The following is a 16486-nucleotide window of genomic DNA, read 5'->3' as shown; positions in this document are numbered from 1 at the left end:
AGATTCCTGATTCTCTTCGGTCTTCTTCGATTCAGTCTTCTTTCTAGTCGTTCTCTTGCTTGTTGTCTTTTTTTCGGTGACAGCTTTTTCCTTAAGTTCACTTGGTGTTTCTTCAGTTTTCTTTTTTCTTGGGCTCAAATTTGACGGTACATTCAGTCCGCCGTAGGAAGAATGCACCTACCCTCCTTCCGTGTCTTAGGAATTACCAAAATTGTGAAGCTAACAGTATTTGTAAGAAAGCTTGGGAGACCCCTCTCCGGTAAGGTACCAGTTCTTTCAGGAATAATATACCACTAAAGCAGCAAAATTCAAAGCTTACTGACCTTGCTGTTTCTTATAACGTTTCCAGTCTTCTGTGAATCTTTCTATTCCAATGTCAGTAAGCGGGTGACCGAACAGTTTCAGAAGCACTTCGAAAGGTATGGTTACGATATCTGCGCCCATCAAAGCTGCCTCAAGTACGTGCATTGGATGTCTAACGCTTGCGACAATTATCTCGGTGTGGTAACCGTAGTTGGCGAATATCTCGACAATCTCCTCAACAACTCCCATACCGTCACTCGCGATATCGTCCAACCTTCCCACAAACGGGCTGACGTAGGTTGCACCGGCCTTTGCTGCAAGCGTTGCCTGGAGAGAATTGAATATCAAGGTGACATTTGTCTTGATTCCTTCGCCGCTCAAGGTCTTGACCGCGCGCATCCCATCTCTTGTCATTGGGATCTTCACAACAACGTACTCGCTAAGAGAGGCCAATTCGCGCGCCTGAGAGATCATGTTTTCATAATCTGTCGCCGTAACTTCCGCAGATACTGGTCCCTCAACTGTTTCACAGATTTCGACAAGACGATCTTCAAACTTGACATTTTCTCTTGAAACCAGAGTGGGATTAGTGGTGACTCCATCAACAAGCCCCAGTTTCATCCCCTCCCTGATATCTTCAATATTTGCGGTATCAAGAAATATCTTCATCGCCAAACCTCCGAAGAATGGCTACCTTGCGGTAGCCATCATTTTTTCTCTTGTTTCTTTTCAGTTTTCTTCTCGGGCTTTTTGTTCTGCCTTTCTTCGTTGTCAACCAACTGAAGAACAGCCATTTCACTTGCGTCGCCCCTTCGCATGCCTAATTTCACTATCCTAGTGTATCCACCGTTTCTTTCACGGTACTTGACTGCCAACTCATCACATATCTTCCTGACCAGTTTTCGGTCATTGAAGTTTCTGTTAATCTCACGTCTTAGGGCAAGATTTTTTGATTTTAGCTCCTGAGTCTCTGCATTATCCGGATCCTTTGAAACAATTTCCGTGGATACTATCGAAGCCTTCTTTGCCTTAGTAATGATGCTTTCAACGAAAGGCCTCACTTCCTTAGCTCTGGTTATAGTTGTCACGATTGTTCCGTGTTCAAAAAGCTCCCTGGCCAGATTTCGCATCAAAGCGACCCTCTGGCTGTGGGGCATATTCAGTTTGCTTCCACTAACTCTATGACGCATGGCTAATAGGCCTCCTCACTATCATTCTTTCTTGAGTACGATGTTGAACTTGTCTCTCATCTTCTTCACGACTTCGAGCATTGACTTCTCGCCAAAATTCCGGATCTTAAGAAGATCTGCCTCGCTTTTGTCAAGAAGATCACCTATCGTGTTTATTTTATCGCGTTTTAGACAGTTGAGAGATCTCACGGAAAGATCGAGCTCTTCAACCTTTTTGGCCGCAAGGGAGTTCGAATCCTGCTCTTCAGCCTGCGGTGCTTCCGTGCTCACTTCGGTCTCTTCGACGACTGTCTCATCTTCTTCAGGTTCAATTGTCGAACCAGTAAGCCCTAGAGACGGTTGACCAAGACCACTGGAAACTACTTCGAAGTGCCTCATCAGAATGTCAGTAGCTCTCATCAAGGCATCTGAAGGAGTTATTGACTTTTTCGTCCATACATCAAGAACCAACTTGTCATAGTCTGTTCTTTTGCCGACACGAACGTTCTCTGTCTGGAAATTTACTTTCATTACAGGGCTGAAGATACCATCGATATATATCATCTCTACGTCATGCTCGATCTCCATTTCCGATACGGGGACGAAACCTCTTCCGATCTCGGCAAAAAGCTCGATGTAAACAACTGAATCTGAGTTTAGAGTAGCGATATACTGCGATGGATTAACCACCTCAACACCGGTAGGAGTCTTGATATCACCGGCGGTGATAACGCCGGGTCCAGCCTTTTCAAGTGTCAGCTTGACCGCGTCAGAAAACTCAAGAGCCGGTTTAAGCTGAACTTTCTTGAAATTTAGGATGATTTCGAGAATGTCTTCCTTGACTCCGTCGATAACATCGTATTCGTGGTACTTCCCAGGTATTTTTAGTCTGGTGATCGCCATACTCGGTATCGATGAGAGAAGAACCCTCCTAAGCGAGTTTCCGATAGTAGTGGCGTATCCTCTTTCCATAGGAGAAAGAATGAACCTTGTGAAATAGCTGTTCTCATCCTCTCTTTCCTCTTCAATTCGCAAGTTCTTGGGCATTATTGATGTCAACATTATTTCGCCCAGAATTCGGGCACACACCTCCTTCCAAGAAGGTAAGAATCGGGTTTACTTGGAGTAGAGCTCAATAATCGACTGCAGATCAACTGGAATCTCTACTTCTTCAGTTACAGGATATCTAAGGTAGGTCCCTCTGAACGTCTCGTAATCTACCTCAACCCATGGATAGGCTGTTCTCTCTTTTGCAGCTTCTGCCGCTTCTTTTATCGGTAGAGCAGTTCGGCTCTTCTCTTTGATCTCCACGATGTCACCGACTCTCAGATTGAAGGAGGGCTTATTCACCCTTCTGCCGTTTACAAGGACATGTCCGTGGTTAACCAGTTGTCTCGCCTGTCTTCTGCTAGAAGCAAATCCCATCCTGAAAACGATGTTATCCAGTCTCGATTCCAAAATCCTAACCAGGGCACTTCCCGTCTCTTCACTCTTTCTCAAAGCTGCTTCAAAGTATCTTCTAAACTGTCTTTCAAGAACGCCGTAGATTCTTTTTACTACTTGTTTTGATCTTAACTGCATTCCGTACTGAGTAAGCTTTCTAGTCGAAGCTCCGTGCTGTCCCGGTGCTACAGGCCTCTTGACTTGAGCACATCTCGGGGAAAAGCATCTTTCACCCTTCAGATAAAGCTTGAACCCTTCGCGACGACAAAGCTTACAAACTGGTCCTGTGTATCTGGCCATTCAACTCCCTCCTAAATCAGACTCTTCTTCTTCTTCTCGGTCTGCAACCGTTATGAGGCAGTGGCGTAATATCTTTAAGCGTCTCAACAGTGAGACCCGCCGCTTGAATAGTTCTGATTGCAGCTTCACGTCCCGAACCTGGGCCCTTTACTTCTATACCTACTCTGGTTATTCCTAACTTGATAGCCTCTTTTGCAATCCTGTCCGCGCCCAGCTGCGCCGCATAGGGTGTGGATTTCTTTGATCCGGAATAACCGGCAGTTCCACCCGACGTCCACATGAGCGTATTCCCTTCGGGATCTGTCAGGGTAATTATCGTGTTGTTGAAAGAGGACTTTATGTGCACAACACCTCGATCAGTAGATAACTTCTTTCTTTTCTTGGCTGCTGGTCTCTTTGCCATTCACTCTTACCTCCCGTTTTAGCTCTTCTTACGAATCTTACTGGCTCTAGAACCCTTCCTGGTCCTCCCATTGGAATGCGTCTTCTGACCGCGAACCGGAAGTCCGTTTCTATGCCTGTAACCTCTATAACTTCCAATCTCAATTAGCCTTTTTATTGACCTGTCAACTTCAGTTCTGAGCTCACCTTCAACCTTGTAATGCTCGTTAATAAACTTCGCGATCTTACTTACTTCTTCATCAGTAAGGTCCTTTGCTCTCTTGTCGCGGTCAATCTCGGTTCCACTAAGAATCTCATTGGCTCTTGTATAACCTATACCATAGATATAGGTCAGGGCAACGAAAGTCTTCTTGTTATTAGGAAGCTCAACACCAAGGATACGTGCCATCTATATCCCTCCTTAACCCTGACGCTGGTTGTGCTTTGGATTTTTTTCGCAGACAACTCTTATTCTTCCATTGCGTCTTATTACCTTGCAATGTTCACATCTCTTCTTTACCGAAGCGCGGACTTTCAATTCGTTTCTCCTCCTTTGTCTATCCTTTTTCGATAAACAATTCTTCCTTTGGTCAGGTCATATATCGAAACCTCTACCACAACCTTATCGCCGGGGATCAACCTGATGAAGTTCTTGCGCATTTTTCCAGAGATGTGAGCTAGAACAGAGTGGCCGTTCTCCAATTCGACCTTGAAGGTAGCATTGGGCATCGATTCCACAACTATTCCATCCATCTTAATGATATCGCTCTTATCCGACACCGGTGATCCTCCTCACAATCTGGAAAGAATCTTGGGCCCGTCTTCCAGTATCGCAATATCATGCTCGAAATGAGCAGCACGCGATCTATCAGCAGTTACTGCGGTCCAACCATCTTCCAGAATCTCCAAGCTGTAATGTCCACTTGCAACCATCGGTTCAATCGCAAGAGTCATACCGGTTCTCAAAAGCATCCCGCTGTTCTGTCTTCCATAATTAGGGACCTGAGGATCCTCGTGGAGGCTCAGGCCAACTCCATGTCCAACGTAGTCTCTTATCACAGAAAACCCGGCGCTTTCCACACAGCTCTGGACTGCAAATCCTATATCGCCAAGTCGGTTTCCAGCGCATGCAATCTCTATGCCCTTAAAAAGAGACTCTTCAGTCCGTTGCAAAAGCAACCGGTCTTTTTCGCATAGATAACTTCCTACAACAAAAGATTTCGCGGCGTCTCCCACGAATCCATCCTTCACTACCCCACAATCCACGGACACGATATCCCCGGCAGCGAAGACTTTCTCTCTCAAGGGAAAACCGTGAATTACCTCCTCATTTACCGATACGCAGAGGGTGTACGGATATCCACTATAACCCTTGAATGCGGGGATGCCACCTCTTCTTTCAATCAATTCTTCTGCAGCTCTTTCCATATCATAGGCAGAGGCACCTTCGACTGCATAGGACTCAACCACAGCCAAAACCTCTGCGACAACCTTCGCAGCAATTTCGATTTTACAGATTTCCTCTGGAGATTTCAACCTAACCATGCTTTGCATTCTCCAGATGATTGACGATTTCAGCAGTGACGGTATCAATTTCTCCCGACCCGTCCACCTTAACAAGATTGCCTTTTTCGCCGGAATAGTATCTAATCACTGGCGCGGTCTTATCCGAGTAGACACGGTACCTCGCCCTAACAGTCTCAGGCCTATCATCGTCTCGCTGAATCAACTTGCTACCATCGTTGTCACAGTAACCTTCGACCTCGGGTCTTAACGTTAGGAGATTGTAAACTTTCCCGCATTCCGGACAAACTCTCCTGCTTGAAATACGTTTTACAACTTCCTCTTCATCAGCGTCAACAAGCAGAGCAACATGAATCTCCTTATTAAGTTCGTCAAGCATCTTGTCCAGTGCAATTGCCTGTTCGACTGTTCTTGGAAAGCCATCAAGTATGAAGCCATTCTTGGTATCCTCTCTAGCCAATCTCTCTCTGACAAGATCTATCATCAGATCATCGGGGACGAGAAGCCCTTTATCCATAATTTCTTTAACCTTCAGCCCAAGGTCAGTGCCAGCAGCCACGGCATCCCTTAGCATATCACCAGTAGATATGTGAGGTATGTTCAGTTTACGGGCTATCCGTTTTGCCTGTGTCCCCTTCCCTGCTCCGGGAGGACCCATTAGAATCACATTCATGCTTACCTCCTTCCCCGTAACTTGCCTTTCTTGACAAAACCCTCGTAGTGCCTGACCATAAGGTGTGTTTCCATTTGCTGCAAAATATCAATGGCAACACCAACGGCAATTAGAGTCGAGGTCCCTCCTATTGCAAGTCCGCCAATACTGAAAATTCCTCCAACTATTAGCGGAAGCAAGGCGACAACTACAAGGAATACAGCACCCATAAAGACCACACGATTCAGAACTCTCTGAATGTACTGCTGCGTCGAAAAGCCCGGCCTAATTCCTGGGATGTATCCTCCGTAATTACGTATATTATCCGATACTTCTCTCACATCAAAAACCAGCGAACTGTAGAAGAATGTGAAGAAGAAAACCATTCCACCGTAAAGCAAGATGTAAACAGGAGAGGTCTGAGCAAACAGAGCTTGCATGACATTCCTGCCACCGCTTCCTTCAGGGAATGCAGTTGCGATAAACTGGGGAAGCATCATTATTGCAGAACTGAATATTATCGGTATGACTCCACCCTGATTAACCTTTATAGGAATGTGGGTGGAGACTCCCCCATAGACTCTTCTGCCCGTGACTCTTCTGGCATATTGAACTTCAATCCTTCTCTCTCCCATCTGGACATAGATAACTGCAATTACTGTGAAAAGAGCAATTGCAAGCAATATGACCCACTGTATAGGAGACAATGCGATGACTATCTGCATTATAGAAGCAGGGTACCTTGCGACAATTCCTCCAAAAATCAGAACAGATATTCCGTTTCCTATTCCCTTTTCAGTTATTCTCTCTCCAAGCCACAGAAGGAACATCGTTCCTCCAATTAGAGTTGCTGTTGCAAGGAGGACAAAGAGAATCCTGCTTGGGATGGCCATTATAGCAGTGTTTGAAGAGAGACCGAATGAAATCAGGAATCCTTGAAGACCCGCAAGTCCAACTGTCAGCATTCTTGTGTATCGAGCGTACTTTTTCTTTCCCTCTTCGCCTTCTTTGAGCATTTCCTTCAAACTTGGAACAACGGCCGTAAGCAACTGAAGCATAATCTGCGCGTTAATGTAAGGAGTAACGCTCATCAAGAATATCGAAAACTGCTGTACGGCTCCACCAGTGAAGACATCAAAAAAGCCTATAAAGCCTCCGGCTCCACCTTCAGAGAGAGTACCGAAATAAGCTGACCAAGCCTGAATATTTATTCCCGGGATTGGTATGTAGACACCTAGTCTGAAGATTGCCAGCGCGAAAAACGTGAAGAGAATTCTGTCTCTTAGCTCAGGTATCTTGAACGCGTTCTTCAGGGCATTCCACATTATCAGATCACCTCAGCCTTTCCACCAGCAGCTTCGATCTTCTCCTTGGCAGTTGCACTGAAAGCATTTGCCCTGACTATAAGAGACTTGGTCAATTCACCTCTTGCCAGGATCTTCACTCCATCTTTGAGATCTTTCAATATGTTCTTCTGAACGAGAATCTCAGGCGAAATCTCACTACCACTTTCGAATCTTTCCTCAAGAGTACAAATATTGACAGTGGCATACTCTATGGAGCCTCGGTTCCTGAACCCTTTTATCGGTGTTCTCCTGAATAGGGGTGTCTGTCCGCCCTCAAATCGTGCAGCCACCTTGCCGGTTGCTCTTCCCTGTCCTTTGTGGCCTCTTGTGGCGGTCTTACCCATTCCCGAACCAATACCGCGTCCTATTCTCTTCTCTCTCTTTCTCGAACCGGGCGTCGGACTTAGATCTTCAACTTTAAAAGCCATCTTCCTACCCCCTTCAGTCATCAAGTTCTTCGACAGCAAGAAGATGTCTTATGGCATTAACCATTCCCCTGATCTGTGGAGAATCCGGTTGGACAACTTCACTGTCCAACTTACCAAGACCCAGCGCCCTTACTGTCTTCAGCTGTCTTCTATTAAAGCCGATCGGACTCTTTATCAATCGTATTCTCAAACTCCTTGCCATTACTGACCTGCCTCCTCGCTGATTCCGTGGAAGACCCTCTTCAAGGAAATGTCTCTAAGCTTTGCAAAATCCTGCGGGGATCTCAGACTAATCAAACCATTCAGAGCCGCCCTGGCCATGTTAAGCGTATTTGATGATCCCAGAGACTTAGTTAGGATATTCTTAACTCCTGCAAGCTCTACAACTGCTCTGACGGGGGAGTTGGCAATGATACCCGTGCCTGGACCTGCAGGTTTCAACATTATCCTTGCGGAATCCTGTCGACCAACTGTCTCATGTGGTACGGTCTCGTTTCTTACCGCAACTTCTGTAACATTCTTTTTGGCTTCTAGAACTGCCTTTCTTATTGCGGTCGGGACTTCTCTGGCACTGCCGATTCCAAGACCAACCTTTCCATCTCGGTTGCCTACAACGGCAACTACTCTAAAGGATAGATTCTTTCCTCCAGCAACAACCTTTGTAACCCTTCTTATTTCAATTATTCTTTCTTCAAATTCGTTGTCTTCTACCTGCTTTTCTACAGGAGCGTTTCTGGAAGCTCTGGGGTTTCTTCTTCCTTCACGTGAAGATTTCGAATTGCGATCATTCTTCATCTCTTCAGCCATCTTCCTCACCTCCTCAGAACTGTAGCCCACCTGCTCGAGCTCCCTCGGCAAGCGACTTTATTCTTCCATGGAACTTGAATCCCCCACGGTCGAAAACCACGTTGGTGATTCCCTTGTCTTTCGCCTTCTTTGCGAGGAGCTCCCCGACCTTCTTCGCAGCGTCTACATTCCATGACTTATCTATGGAACCCTTGACATCTTTGTCTACCGTCGATGCTGAAACAAGGGTGACTCCCTTGGAATCATCGATCAGCTGAGCATAAATGTGCTTCTCGCTTCTGAAGACTGCCAGTCTCGGTCTTTCCGGTGTTCCGGAAATTGCAGACCTGACGCGAAGATGTCTCTTTCGCCTTTGTTCCTTCTTGTCTTTATGTTTGAACACTCCAGCCGCCTCCTTGATTAGACCTTCTTACCGACTTTGGTTCTAATTGCTTCTCCCTTGTAACGTATACCCTTTCCGGAATAGACAATCGGTATTCTCCATCGCTTGATGTTCGCAGCAACCTGCCCAACTAAGTACTTGTCGATTCCCTTGACAACTATAGCCTGCGGCGCCGGTACTTCAAACTCTATTCCAGCAGGAGGATCAATCTCAACAGGATGAGCATAACCGAGATTCATTACAAGCTTCTTTCCCTGAAGCTGAGCTCTGTATCCTACTCCAACGATTTCAAGTTCCTTAACAAACCCTTGTGTAACGCCCACCACCATGTTGTTTATTAGCGACCAAAAGGTGCCGGCATATTTTGCCAATCTCTTATAGTCACTCTTTCTGATCACAACATCTTCATTTGACTTAACCCAGAGCTCTTTTTCGTCGGCTTCGATCTTCACAAGAGGAAGGAGTTCCTGTTTTAGCTCGCCTTTAGGTCCCTTCACAGTGATCAAGTTTCCTTCGATTTTGTATGATACACCAGCAGGGATTTTTATGGAATGCTTTAGTAGTCTAGACATTAGAATTCCCTCCCTACCACACGTAGCAGATGACTTCGCCGCCGACGCCTTGGGAACGGGCCTGCTTGTCTGTCATCACTCCGCTGGAAGTACTTAAAATTGCTATTCCCATACCTGATTTTACCTTCGGAAGCTTGTCCTTGTTTACGTACATCCTTTTGCCAGGTTTAGAAATTCTCACAATTCCAGAGATGACGTTGATCTTGTGCCTTCTGTCTCCCTTGTATTTCAGAAAGACCTTAAGAACACCCTGTTTGCCATCCTCTATATATTTATAGTCGTCTATATAGCCCTCTGCCTTCAAAATATCCAGAAGCTTCTTCTTCAGGTTAGAAGCCGGTATGTCCACGCTCTCCTTGAAAGCAGCGTTGGCGTTTCTTATTCTAGTGAGCATGTCGGCTATGGGATCACTCCACATTACATTTCCCTCCTCACCAGCTTGCTTTCTTCACACCGGGGAGTTTTCCCTCGGAAGCCAGCTGTCTAAAGCACACTCTGCAAAGACCGAACTCTCTATAAACCGCTCTGGGTCTGCCACAAAGATTGCATCTGTTATATTTCCTTACTTTGAACTTGGGTTCTCGTTTCCATTTTTCGATTAATGATTTCTTCGCCATGCACCTACCTCCTTAGACCATGACTCTCTTGAAAGGAAGTCCAAGAAGGGCTAACAATCTTCTTGCTTCCTCATCAGTCCTGGCCGTTGTAACAACTATTATGTCCATTCCCTGAACTCGTTTTATCTGATCCGGTACAATTTCGGGAAAGACTAGCTGTTCGGGAAGCCCCATTGCATAATTACCTCTACCATCGAATGAGTCGGGATCAACGCCTCTGAAGTCTCTTAGTTTAGGAAGCACAACATTAATCAACTTGTATAGGAAGTTGTACATCCTGGGCCCTCTGAGGGTAACCTTCAATCCAACCGGCATTCCATCACGAAGTTTGAAGTTCGCTATGCTCTTCTTGGCTTTCGTCACCACTGGCTTCTGCCCGACAATCGTCATCAGCTCTTTGCCATGTAGATCGAGAAGGTCGGCATTTCTTGAACCTTCGCCAATCCCCATATTGACAACTATCTTCGAAACCCTAGGGACCTCTAGCTTGTTCTTGTATCCAAATTCCTTCGTCATGGTAGGGACTACTTCACTTTCAAATTTATCTTTCAAAGGGACGTATTCGTATGCCATCAACAATTCCTCCCCATCAGACCTTATCGATTATCTCGCCGCACTTCTTGCAAGATCTGACCTTTTCACCATTTTCAAGAATTTTGTGGGCGACTCTCGTAGGCTTATTACAGTTGGGGCAGACAACCATCACTTTGGAAACGTATATTGGGGATTCCCTTTCAATGATTCCACCTTCACGGTATTGATTAGTTGGTCTCTGATGCTTTTTCGTGAAGTTGACTCCCTCAACTATTATCTTCTTCTCCGAGGGAATTGTCTTAAGAACTTTGCCTTTCTTGCCCCTGTCTTTGCCTGATATAACCATTACTGTATCTTCTCTTTTCACTCTACTCATTTTGCTCACTCCTCACCAGACTTCCTGGGCTAGAGAAGCTATCTTGGAGAATCCCTTATCCCTTATTTCTCTAGCAACAGGTCCAAAGACGCGTGTCCCTCTGGGCTGGTTCTGCTTGTCGATAATGACCGCAGCATTGTCATCGAAGCGAATGTAGGTACCGTCTGGTCTGCGAATCTCCTTCGCGGTTCTAACAAGAACGGCCCTTACGATATCACCCTTTTTGAAATCTGTGTTCGGTGCCACATCCCTCACTGCCGCAACAACTATGTCACCTATGGTTCCCGATCTCTTTCTGTACCCGCCGGCGACCTGTATCACCTTGATCATTCTCGCACCGGAGTTGTCTGCGATCTTCAGGTATGATTCAGACTGGATCATTTCTGGTCACCTCCGGAACCTTCAACGGTCTCGGGAGTTTCGGGTATTTCTCCCGTGTAGATATCCTTCTTGAGAACCTTCACGAGTTTGAACTTCTTCATCTTGCTGAGGGGCCTGCACTCTTCAATTTCAACTGTATCGCCCATTCCAGCAAGACCTTCTGGATCATCTGCGTGATACTTCTTAGTAGTTTTCATGGTTTTCCCGTAGAAGGGATGTATGTGCGTTCTTGTAACACTCACTACTATCGTTTTGTCCATCTTGTCACTTACTACCGTTCCTACTAGTGTCTTTCTTGGCATGGCGGATTACCTCCTTATCCCCAGTTCACGACCGCGAAGGATGGTCTTTATCCTTGCTATGTCGCGCTTTACAACAGTTATCTGGGAATGGTTCTTCAACTTGTTCATTTCCAGCTGGAACCTGAGGTCCATCAGCTTTCTCTTTGAATCCTCGAGCATCTGAGTGAGTTCTTCGTCTGTGAACTTCTGGAGTTCAACTGCTTTCATCAGAGCTCACCTCCTATCTGATACCTCGGTACTATCTTTGTTCTGATAGGTAGTTTTGAAGCCGCTTTTTGAAGAGCCTCTTTCGCAAGCTGGTCAGGCACTCCGCCTATTTCGAACATGATCTTCCCGGGCTTGACAACAGCTACCCAGCCTTCAACATCTCCCTTTCCCTTCCCCATTCTCACACCGATTCCTTTTGAGGTAATAGGTTTGTCAGGGAAGATTCGAATCCAGAGATTACCATTCCTCTTAAGTGTTCTCGTAATCGCAATTCGGCAGGACTCGATCTGCTGAGCAGATATCCAGTGTGGTTCGAGGGCCTTTATTCCCCACTCTCCAAAGTGAACAATGGTCCCACCTTTTGCCTTACCGTTCATCTTACCTCTTTGTTGCTTTCTGTATTTTACCCTTTTGGGCATTAACATTATGAACTACCTCCCCTCTTGCAATTACACCTGTACGTCGCCTTTGTAGATCCATACCTTCACGCCGATTATTCCCATCTTAGTGAAGGCTGTGGTGTAACCGTAGTCCAGATCAGCTTTGAGGGTCTGGAGAGGAAGTCTTCCTTCCAGGTACCACTCTGTCCTGGCAATATCAGCTCCGTTCAGTCTTCCGGAAACCATTATCTTTATGCCTTTAGCTCCCTTTCTCATTGCTGTGAATATTGCTCTCTTCATGGCTCTCTTATAGGATGCTCGCTTCTCAATTCTTGACGCGATATCCTCAGCAACAAGGATCGCATCGGTCTCGGGTGTTTTCACTTCTTCGATATTTAACTGGAACTGCCTGGTTATAAGCTTCTCCAGCCGCTGCCTAAGCAGCTTGACTTCACTGCCCTTCTTTCCAATCATCACACCAGGTCTGGCGCATTTGATGGTAATAACCACCTTACCTGGCTCCGGTCTTTCGATGTAAATATCGGAAACTCCAGCAGCCATGTAATTCTTTTTGAGAAAGTCCCTTATCTTCAGATCTTCAAGAAGATATTCTTTGTAATTCTTCTCGTTGATCCATCGGGCTTTCCAATCTTTACTGACACCAAGCCTGAATCCATAAGGATGTACCTTCTGACCCACTTATGTCACCTCACTCCTGAGGATTGCTTATCTCTTCGCGGTTTGCTACAACAACGGTTATGTGGCTAAATCGTTTCTGCTGAATATCAGCTCTTCCTCTTCCTCGCGGCCACAGCCGCTTCATTCTCGGACCGTCATCGACGACAGCTTTCTCGACATAAAGACTATCGATATTCAGTCCAAAATTGTTCTCTGCGTTTGCCACTGCAGAGCGCAGAACTTTGTAAACCAAACGGGAGGCCTTCTTAGGTGAGAACTCAAGAATCTGAAACGCCTCGCCAACTTCCCTATTTCTTATTGCATTTACAACTGATCTCGCCTTTCTAGGGGAGATTCTTACAAACTTTGCAACTGCCTTTGCCTGAGTAACGGGAGTCGCTGCCTTTTCTTCTTTGCGCTTCCTATGGAGAACTGAACGCTTGTCTCTCTGCGTCGCCTGCGCCATCCCAGCATCCCCCCTCATCTGACTTCGCCTTTCTTACTCTTCTTATCAGCATGCCCGCCGAACCTCCTGGTGGGAGAGAACTCACCCAGTCTGTGCCCAATCATATTCTCTGAAATGTAAACCGGTATATGCTTCATTCCGTTGTAGACAGCTATTGTGTGTCCGATCATTTCAGGAAGAATCATGGATGCTCTGCTCCAAGTCTTAATGGGTTTCTTTTCTCCCTTTTCATTCAGCTCTCTAATCTTTTTCAAGAGACTCGGGTGTACGTATGGGCCTTTCTTCTTAGATCTCGACATCTTCAACTACACCCCCTGATCAATTCTGATTCCTGCGCTTCACTATGAGGTTATCTGAAGGTTTCTTGTTCCTTCTGGTCTTGTAACCTCTGGCCGGCTGTCCCCAGGGACTCTGAGGAAGGTGCCCCTTAGAACGTCCTTCTCCTCCACCCATCGGGTGATCGACCGGATTCATAGTCATGCCTCTTACCGACGGCCGAACTCCAAGCCATCTCTTTCTACCTGCTTTCCCATGTATCTCATTCGAATGCTCCTCATTTCCGACCATACCGATCGTCGCCATGCATTTCACCACTACTCTTCTCAACTCACCAGAAGGCATTCTAAGAAGAGCATATCTCCCCTCTTTGGCCATCAGCTGGGCATAGGTTCCCGCTGCTCTCGCAATCTGGCCACCTTTGCCGGGTAAGAACTCGATGTTGTGGACGATCGTACCCACCGGAATTCTTTCTAGTGGCATGGAGTTGCCAACAGATATTTCGGCCTGGTCGCCGTTCTGAATACCATCTCCGACCTTCAGGCCCTTCGGCGCCAGCATGTATCTCTTCTCACCATCGATGTACTGGAGAAGAGCAATCCTTGCCGTTCTGTTCGGGTCATACTCTATCGATATGACTTTCGCAGGAATACCTATCTTGTCTCTCTTGAAATCGATAACTCTGTAACGCCTTTTGGTTCCCCCACCCTGATGCCTAACTGTTATTCTTCCATGATGGTTTCTACCGGCGTTATTTTTAATTGGCTCCAGAAGAGACTTTTCAGGTTCAGTCTTCGTAACTTCCTTGAAGTCAGGAAGAAGCATAGACCTTCTGCTTTTGGTGACGGGATTAAACTTTCTCAATGCCATGTCATCTCACCTCACCTTAGTGTTGGCCTTCGAGTTCTTTAATCCTGTATCCAGTCACAAGCGTAACGATTGCTTTCTTCCAGGACCTCGACTTGCCAATAAAGACACCACGTTTCTTTGGTTTTCCCTTCATGTTAATGATATTTACCTGTTCAACCTTCACATTGAAAAGCTTCTCAACGGCGTCTTTGACTGTATACTTATTGGCCTCTCTATGTACTTCAAAAATGTACTTGTTCATCTCACCAGAAGCAACTGTCTTTTCAGTGATCAGCGGTCTGAGGAGAACGTCTCCGTAATACTTCTTTTCAGTCATTAACCGAGCACCTCCTCGATTTTACGAACAAGATCAGTCGTGATTACAAGCTTTTCATGATTTATTATGTCGTAGACGTTAAGTCCGTCGATATTTGTCTTGCTGGTTACGGCTGTATTTCCAGGATTATCCGCTATTATTACCTTCACACCATAAATGTTTTTCCCGGAGAGTCTAACGTTCTGATACTCGTCTTTCTGCCATGGCAGAACGAAGAGTGTCTTCTGCGACTTATCAAGTCCAAGATTACTCAAGACCTCTCTGAGCTGCTTTGTCTTTGGATTGTCAAACTTGAGATCATCCAAAACTATTAGATTGCCTTCATTGAGTCTGACACTTAGAGCAGATCGTAGCGCAACCTTCTTCATTTTCTTGGTCATATTGAACGACCAGTCTTTTGGCTTTGGTCCATGAATTACTCCACCGTGTCTCCAAAGTGGACTTCTCGTTGAACCTACTCTTGCTCTTCCTGTGTGCTTCTGGGCCCAGGGTTTTCTTCCCCCGCCCCTAACCTCTGATCTTGTCTTAGCCGAAGCCAGTCCGGCACGTCTACCTGAGAGCTGCATATTAACGTATCTGAACATAAGATCTTTGTTCGGTTCAACGTTAAAGACGCTTTCAATCAGTTCTACTGTGCCAACTTTCTGGCCGGCCATATTCACAACGTCGGCTTGAGCCATTGTTGCGTCCTCCTTCCAACACATTTTCGGGGCTATCTGTTTGCGCTCTTAATTACTAAGAGGCCGCCCCTCGCTCCTGGAACTGCGCCATAAATGGCTAAGAGTCCATTCTCTGCATCGACTTTTACAACGGTTAGATTCTTTACAGTCTTCTTCTCGTTACCGTACTGACCGGGCATCTTCTTACCCTTCCAGATCTTCGCAGGATCAGTGTGATTACCCACCGAACCCAGTTCTCTGTGGAACTTCGAACCATGAGAAGCCTCTCCACCTCTGAAGTTCCATCTCTTCATCGCGCCGGAAAAACCTCTACCCTTCGAAAATCCAGTTACGTCTACCTTTTCGCCTTCAGAAAAGACGCCAGCTTCTATGATATCACCAACATTGAAGTCACTGATGTTACCAACCTTGAACTCTTTGAGAACTCTATGTGGTTTGACCTTTACGGCTTCAAACTTCTTCACCAGAGGCTTTGTCAGTATTTTTTTTGCTCTTTCCGGTGTAAGCTCTTCGAATCCAACTTGAATGGCGTCGTATTCGCCACCTTCACTCGTCTTTTTCTGTACTACTGTACATGGACCGGCTTTCACTACGGTAACCCCGAAGGCTTTTCCATCTTTGTATATAGTTGTCATACCGAGTTTTCTACCCAATATACCTTTCATCTTTCACACCTCCGAAGTCTCTTTACAGTTTAATCTCCACGTCTACACCTGCGGGGAGGTCGACTTTCATAAGAGAATCTATCGTCTTTGGCGTAGGATCGAATATCTCAATCAACCTCTTATGAACAAGTTTCTCAAACTGCTCTCTTGCATCCTTGAACTTGTGTGGCGAAGTTAGAACAGTGTAGAGCGTCCTCTCCGTTGGCAATGGCACCGGACCCGATACCTTGGCATTGGTGAGCTTTACAGCTTCGACAATCTTCTTGGCCGACAAGTCAAGCAGTTTATGATCGTAAGCCTTCAAGCGAATCCTGATTTTTTGCTTGGCCATGCCTAAATGTTCCCTCCTTCTGTTAACAGGGAAGGGAGATTACTCCCCCTTCTCCTGGAAAGACCGTTAATCACTCAATTATTGAGCTGACGACTCCGGC

At 46.0% G+C, this 16486-nt stretch carries 32 protein-coding genes; all 32 read right to left on the bottom strand.

What is annotated here, in order from left to right; translation table 11 throughout:
- Positions 1-315: 315 nt before the first annotated feature.
- Genes fsa through rpsJ form a run of 32 tightly spaced genes read right to left on the bottom strand, consistent with a single transcriptional unit; the run spans position 316 to position 16386 of the window.
- Complete coding sequence (gene fsa, locus B3K42_RS07855) at positions 316-972, bottom strand: fructose-6-phosphate aldolase (protein WP_292598156.1); 657 nt, start codon at positions 970-972, stop codon at positions 316-318.
- 38 nt (positions 973-1010) lie between these two features.
- Positions 1011-1493, bottom strand: coding sequence for a 50S ribosomal protein L17 (gene rplQ / locus B3K42_RS07850; RefSeq protein WP_110990079.1), 483 nt, complete (start codon positions 1491-1493; stop codon positions 1011-1013).
- A gap of 21 nt (positions 1494-1514) precedes the next feature.
- A complete protein-coding gene (locus B3K42_RS07845) occupies positions 1515-2534 on the bottom strand; it encodes a DNA-directed RNA polymerase subunit alpha (protein WP_181419035.1) in 1020 nt (339 codons plus the stop codon).
- A gap of 54 nt (positions 2535-2588) precedes the next feature.
- Complete coding sequence (gene rpsD / locus B3K42_RS07840; protein ID WP_110990077.1) at positions 2589-3215, bottom strand: 30S ribosomal protein S4; 627 nt, start codon at positions 3213-3215, stop codon at positions 2589-2591.
- 16 nt (positions 3216-3231) lie between these two features.
- Positions 3232-3618 (bottom strand): 30S ribosomal protein S11, encoded by a 387-nt coding sequence (gene rpsK / locus B3K42_RS07835; RefSeq protein WP_110990076.1) that lies wholly within the window; start codon positions 3616-3618, stop codon positions 3232-3234.
- Positions 3619-3636: 18 nt separating this feature from the next.
- Positions 3637-4005, bottom strand: a complete 369-nt coding sequence (gene rpsM, locus B3K42_RS07830; RefSeq protein WP_110990075.1) for a 30S ribosomal protein S13 — start codon at positions 4003-4005, stop codon at positions 3637-3639.
- 12 nt (positions 4006-4017) lie between these two features.
- Positions 4018-4134 (bottom strand): 50S ribosomal protein L36, encoded by a 117-nt coding sequence (gene rpmJ, locus B3K42_RS07825; protein ID WP_099828927.1) that lies wholly within the window; start codon positions 4132-4134, stop codon positions 4018-4020.
- Positions 4131-4376: a translation initiation factor IF-1 gene (gene infA / locus B3K42_RS07820; protein WP_099828926.1), complete on the bottom strand. Its 246-nt coding sequence runs from the start codon at positions 4374-4376 to the stop codon at positions 4131-4133. Before infA ends, rpmJ begins: the two co-directional genes overlap by 4 nt.
- Before the next feature lie 12 nt (positions 4377-4388).
- A complete protein-coding gene (gene map, locus B3K42_RS07815; protein WP_292598147.1) occupies positions 4389-5141 on the bottom strand; it encodes a type I methionyl aminopeptidase in 753 nt (250 codons plus the stop codon).
- The gene (locus tag B3K42_RS07810; RefSeq protein ID WP_110990049.1) at positions 5134-5793 is read right to left on the bottom strand and encodes an adenylate kinase; all 660 of its coding nucleotides are present in this window, start codon (positions 5791-5793) and stop codon (positions 5134-5136) included. Before B3K42_RS07810 ends, map begins: the two co-directional genes overlap by 8 nt.
- 2 nt (positions 5794-5795) lie before the next feature.
- Positions 5796-7097, bottom strand: coding sequence for a preprotein translocase subunit SecY (gene secY / locus B3K42_RS07805; RefSeq protein ID WP_110990050.1), 1302 nt, complete (start codon positions 7095-7097; stop codon positions 5796-5798).
- Positions 7098-7099: 2 nt separating this feature from the next.
- Positions 7100-7546, bottom strand: a complete 447-nt coding sequence (gene rplO / locus B3K42_RS07800) for a 50S ribosomal protein L15 (protein ID WP_110990051.1) — start codon at positions 7544-7546, stop codon at positions 7100-7102.
- A gap of 13 nt (positions 7547-7559) precedes the next feature.
- Positions 7560-7748, bottom strand: coding sequence for a 50S ribosomal protein L30 (gene rpmD / locus B3K42_RS07795; RefSeq protein ID WP_110990052.1), 189 nt, complete (start codon positions 7746-7748; stop codon positions 7560-7562).
- Positions 7748-8353, bottom strand: a complete 606-nt coding sequence (gene rpsE / locus B3K42_RS07790) for a 30S ribosomal protein S5 (RefSeq protein ID WP_110990053.1) — start codon at positions 8351-8353, stop codon at positions 7748-7750. The genes rpmD and rpsE overlap by 1 nt, the downstream gene beginning before the upstream one ends.
- Positions 8354-8366: 13 nt before the next feature.
- Positions 8367-8735, bottom strand: coding sequence for a 50S ribosomal protein L18 (gene rplR, locus B3K42_RS07785; RefSeq protein ID WP_110990054.1), 369 nt, complete (start codon positions 8733-8735; stop codon positions 8367-8369).
- 17 nt (positions 8736-8752) lie between these two features.
- Positions 8753-9307, bottom strand: coding sequence for a 50S ribosomal protein L6 (rplF, locus tag B3K42_RS07780; protein WP_110990055.1), 555 nt, complete (start codon positions 9305-9307; stop codon positions 8753-8755).
- A gap of 13 nt (positions 9308-9320) precedes the next feature.
- The gene (rpsH, locus tag B3K42_RS07775; RefSeq protein WP_110990056.1) at positions 9321-9725 is read right to left on the bottom strand and encodes a 30S ribosomal protein S8; all 405 of its coding nucleotides are present in this window, start codon (positions 9723-9725) and stop codon (positions 9321-9323) included.
- 13 nt (positions 9726-9738) lie between these two features.
- Complete coding sequence (locus B3K42_RS07770) at positions 9739-9924, bottom strand: type Z 30S ribosomal protein S14 (protein WP_099772033.1); 186 nt, start codon at positions 9922-9924, stop codon at positions 9739-9741.
- A 12-nt stretch (positions 9925-9936) separates the two neighbouring features.
- The gene (gene rplE / locus B3K42_RS07765; RefSeq protein ID WP_110990057.1) at positions 9937-10497 is read right to left on the bottom strand and encodes a 50S ribosomal protein L5; all 561 of its coding nucleotides are present in this window, start codon (positions 10495-10497) and stop codon (positions 9937-9939) included.
- Positions 10498-10513: 16 nt separating this feature from the next.
- The gene (gene rplX, locus B3K42_RS07760; RefSeq protein ID WP_110990058.1) at positions 10514-10834 is read right to left on the bottom strand and encodes a 50S ribosomal protein L24; all 321 of its coding nucleotides are present in this window, start codon (positions 10832-10834) and stop codon (positions 10514-10516) included.
- 12 nt (positions 10835-10846) lie between these two features.
- A complete protein-coding gene (gene rplN, locus B3K42_RS07755; protein WP_110990059.1) occupies positions 10847-11215 on the bottom strand; it encodes a 50S ribosomal protein L14 in 369 nt (122 codons plus the stop codon).
- Positions 11212-11517: a 30S ribosomal protein S17 gene (rpsQ, locus tag B3K42_RS07750; RefSeq protein ID WP_099772029.1), complete on the bottom strand. Its 306-nt coding sequence runs from the start codon at positions 11515-11517 to the stop codon at positions 11212-11214. Before rpsQ ends, rplN begins: the two co-directional genes overlap by 4 nt.
- A 6-nt stretch (positions 11518-11523) precedes the next feature.
- Entirely contained in the window at positions 11524-11724 is a 201-nt protein-coding gene (gene rpmC / locus B3K42_RS07745) for a 50S ribosomal protein L29 (protein WP_110990060.1), read from the bottom strand.
- A complete protein-coding gene (gene rplP, locus B3K42_RS07740) occupies positions 11724-12149 on the bottom strand; it encodes a 50S ribosomal protein L16 (RefSeq protein ID WP_110990061.1) in 426 nt (141 codons plus the stop codon). The genes rpmC and rplP overlap by 1 nt, the downstream gene beginning before the upstream one ends.
- Before the next feature lie 24 nt (positions 12150-12173).
- Positions 12174-12803 carry a 30S ribosomal protein S3 gene (gene rpsC, locus B3K42_RS07735; protein WP_110990062.1) on the bottom strand — a complete coding sequence of 210 codons (630 nt, stop codon included), beginning with the start codon at positions 12801-12803 and terminating at the stop codon, positions 12174-12176.
- Between the two features lie 10 nt (positions 12804-12813).
- Positions 12814-13248 (bottom strand): 50S ribosomal protein L22, encoded by a 435-nt coding sequence (rplV, locus tag B3K42_RS07730; protein WP_099772025.1) that lies wholly within the window; start codon positions 13246-13248, stop codon positions 12814-12816.
- 14 nt (positions 13249-13262) lie between these two features.
- Entirely contained in the window at positions 13263-13547 is a 285-nt protein-coding gene (gene rpsS, locus B3K42_RS07725; protein WP_039882973.1) for a 30S ribosomal protein S19, read from the bottom strand.
- Between the two features lie 19 nt (positions 13548-13566).
- Positions 13567-14394, bottom strand: a complete 828-nt coding sequence (gene rplB, locus B3K42_RS07720; RefSeq protein ID WP_110990063.1) for a 50S ribosomal protein L2 — start codon at positions 14392-14394, stop codon at positions 13567-13569.
- A gap of 16 nt (positions 14395-14410) precedes the next feature.
- Entirely contained in the window at positions 14411-14710 is a 300-nt protein-coding gene (gene rplW, locus B3K42_RS07715; RefSeq protein WP_110990064.1) for a 50S ribosomal protein L23, read from the bottom strand.
- Entirely contained in the window at positions 14710-15390 is a 681-nt protein-coding gene (rplD, locus tag B3K42_RS07710) for a 50S ribosomal protein L4 (protein ID WP_110990065.1), read from the bottom strand. The genes rplW and rplD overlap by 1 nt, the downstream gene beginning before the upstream one ends.
- A 32-nt stretch (positions 15391-15422) precedes the next feature.
- Complete coding sequence (rplC, locus tag B3K42_RS07705; RefSeq protein WP_110990066.1) at positions 15423-16055, bottom strand: 50S ribosomal protein L3; 633 nt, start codon at positions 16053-16055, stop codon at positions 15423-15425.
- 22 nt (positions 16056-16077) lie between these two features.
- On the bottom strand, positions 16078-16386 hold the full coding sequence (gene rpsJ / locus B3K42_RS07700; protein WP_110990067.1) for a 30S ribosomal protein S10: 309 nt from the start codon (positions 16384-16386) through the stop codon (positions 16078-16080).
- Between the last annotated feature and the right edge of the window lie 100 nt (positions 16387-16486).

The organism is Mesotoga sp. UBA6090 (assembly GCF_002435945.1).
Taxonomy (GTDB): domain Bacteria; phylum Thermotogota; class Thermotogae; order Petrotogales; family Kosmotogaceae; genus Mesotoga.
Note: the sequence above shows the minus strand (reverse complement) of the source record. Positions and strands in the feature narration are given on the sequence as shown.

Bases quoted from the DNA above. Each gene is read 5' to 3' on its own strand.
- rpsH (WP_110990056.1), bottom strand. From the start codon at position 9,725: ATGTGGAGTGATCCCATAGCCGACATGCTCACTAGAATAAGAAACGCC.
- B3K42_RS07810 (WP_110990049.1), bottom strand. From the start codon at position 5,793: ATGAATGTGATTCTAATGGGTCCTCCCGGAGCAGGGAAGGGGACACAG.
- rplF (WP_110990055.1), bottom strand. From the start codon at position 9,307: ATGTCTAGACTACTAAAGCATTCCATAAAAATCCCTGCTGGTGTATCA.
- B3K42_RS07845 (WP_181419035.1), bottom strand. From the start codon at position 2,534: ATGTTGACATCAATAATGCCCAAGAACTTGCGAATTGAAGAGGAAAGA.
- rplQ (WP_110990079.1), bottom strand. From the start codon at position 1,493: ATGCGTCATAGAGTTAGTGGAAGCAAACTGAATATGCCCCACAGCCAG.
- rplE (WP_110990057.1), bottom strand. From the start codon at position 10,497: ATGGCATACGAATACGTCCCTTTGAAAGATAAATTTGAAAGTGAAGTA.
- rpsD (WP_110990077.1), bottom strand. From the start codon at position 3,215: ATGGCCAGATACACAGGACCAGTTTGTAAGCTTTGTCGTCGCGAAGGG.
- rpsJ (WP_110990067.1), bottom strand. From the start codon at position 16,386: ATGGCCAAGCAAAAAATCAGGATTCGCTTGAAGGCTTACGATCATAAA.
- rplP (WP_110990061.1), bottom strand. From the start codon at position 12,149: ATGTTAATGCCCAAAAGGGTAAAATACAGAAAGCAACAAAGAGGTAAG.
- map (WP_292598147.1), bottom strand. From the start codon at position 5,141: ATGGTTAGGTTGAAATCTCCAGAGGAAATCTGTAAAATCGAAATTGCT.
- rpsM (WP_110990075.1), bottom strand. From the start codon at position 4,005: ATGGCACGTATCCTTGGTGTTGAGCTTCCTAATAACAAGAAGACTTTC.
- secY (WP_110990050.1), bottom strand. From the start codon at position 7,097: ATGTGGAATGCCCTGAAGAACGCGTTCAAGATACCTGAGCTAAGAGAC.
- rpsK (WP_110990076.1), bottom strand. From the start codon at position 3,618: ATGGCAAAGAGACCAGCAGCCAAGAAAAGAAAGAAGTTATCTACTGAT.
- rplB (WP_110990063.1), bottom strand. From the start codon at position 14,394: ATGGCATTGAGAAAGTTTAATCCCGTCACCAAAAGCAGAAGGTCTATG.
- rpsQ (WP_099772029.1), bottom strand. From the start codon at position 11,517: ATGCCAAGAAAGACACTAGTAGGAACGGTAGTAAGTGACAAGATGGAC.
- rplX (WP_110990058.1), bottom strand. From the start codon at position 10,834: ATGAGTAGAGTGAAAAGAGAAGATACAGTAATGGTTATATCAGGCAAA.
- rpsS (WP_039882973.1), bottom strand. From the start codon at position 13,547: ATGTCGAGATCTAAGAAGAAAGGCCCATACGTACACCCGAGTCTCTTG.
- rpsE (WP_110990053.1), bottom strand. From the start codon at position 8,353: ATGGCTGAAGAGATGAAGAATGATCGCAATTCGAAATCTTCACGTGAA.
- rplC (WP_110990066.1), bottom strand. From the start codon at position 16,055: ATGAAAGGTATATTGGGTAGAAAACTCGGTATGACAACTATATACAAA.
- rplV (WP_099772025.1), bottom strand. From the start codon at position 13,248: ATGGCGCAGGCGACGCAGAGAGACAAGCGTTCAGTTCTCCATAGGAAG.
- B3K42_RS07770 (WP_099772033.1), bottom strand. From the start codon at position 9,924: ATGGCGAAGAAATCATTAATCGAAAAATGGAAACGAGAACCCAAGTTC.
- fsa (WP_292598156.1), bottom strand. From the start codon at position 972: ATGAAGATATTTCTTGATACCGCAAATATTGAAGATATCAGGGAGGGG.
- rplO (WP_110990051.1), bottom strand. From the start codon at position 7,546: ATGGCTTTTAAAGTTGAAGATCTAAGTCCGACGCCCGGTTCGAGAAAG.
- rpmC (WP_110990060.1), bottom strand. From the start codon at position 11,724: ATGAAAGCAGTTGAACTCCAGAAGTTCACAGACGAAGAACTCACTCAG.
- rplN (WP_110990059.1), bottom strand. From the start codon at position 11,215: ATGATCCAGTCTGAATCATACCTGAAGATCGCAGACAACTCCGGTGCG.
- rpmD (WP_110990052.1), bottom strand. From the start codon at position 7,748: ATGGCAAGGAGTTTGAGAATACGATTGATAAAGAGTCCGATCGGCTTT.
- rplW (WP_110990064.1), bottom strand. From the start codon at position 14,710: ATGACTGAAAAGAAGTATTACGGAGACGTTCTCCTCAGACCGCTGATC.
- rplD (WP_110990065.1), bottom strand. From the start codon at position 15,390: ATGGCTCAAGCCGACGTTGTGAATATGGCCGGCCAGAAAGTTGGCACA.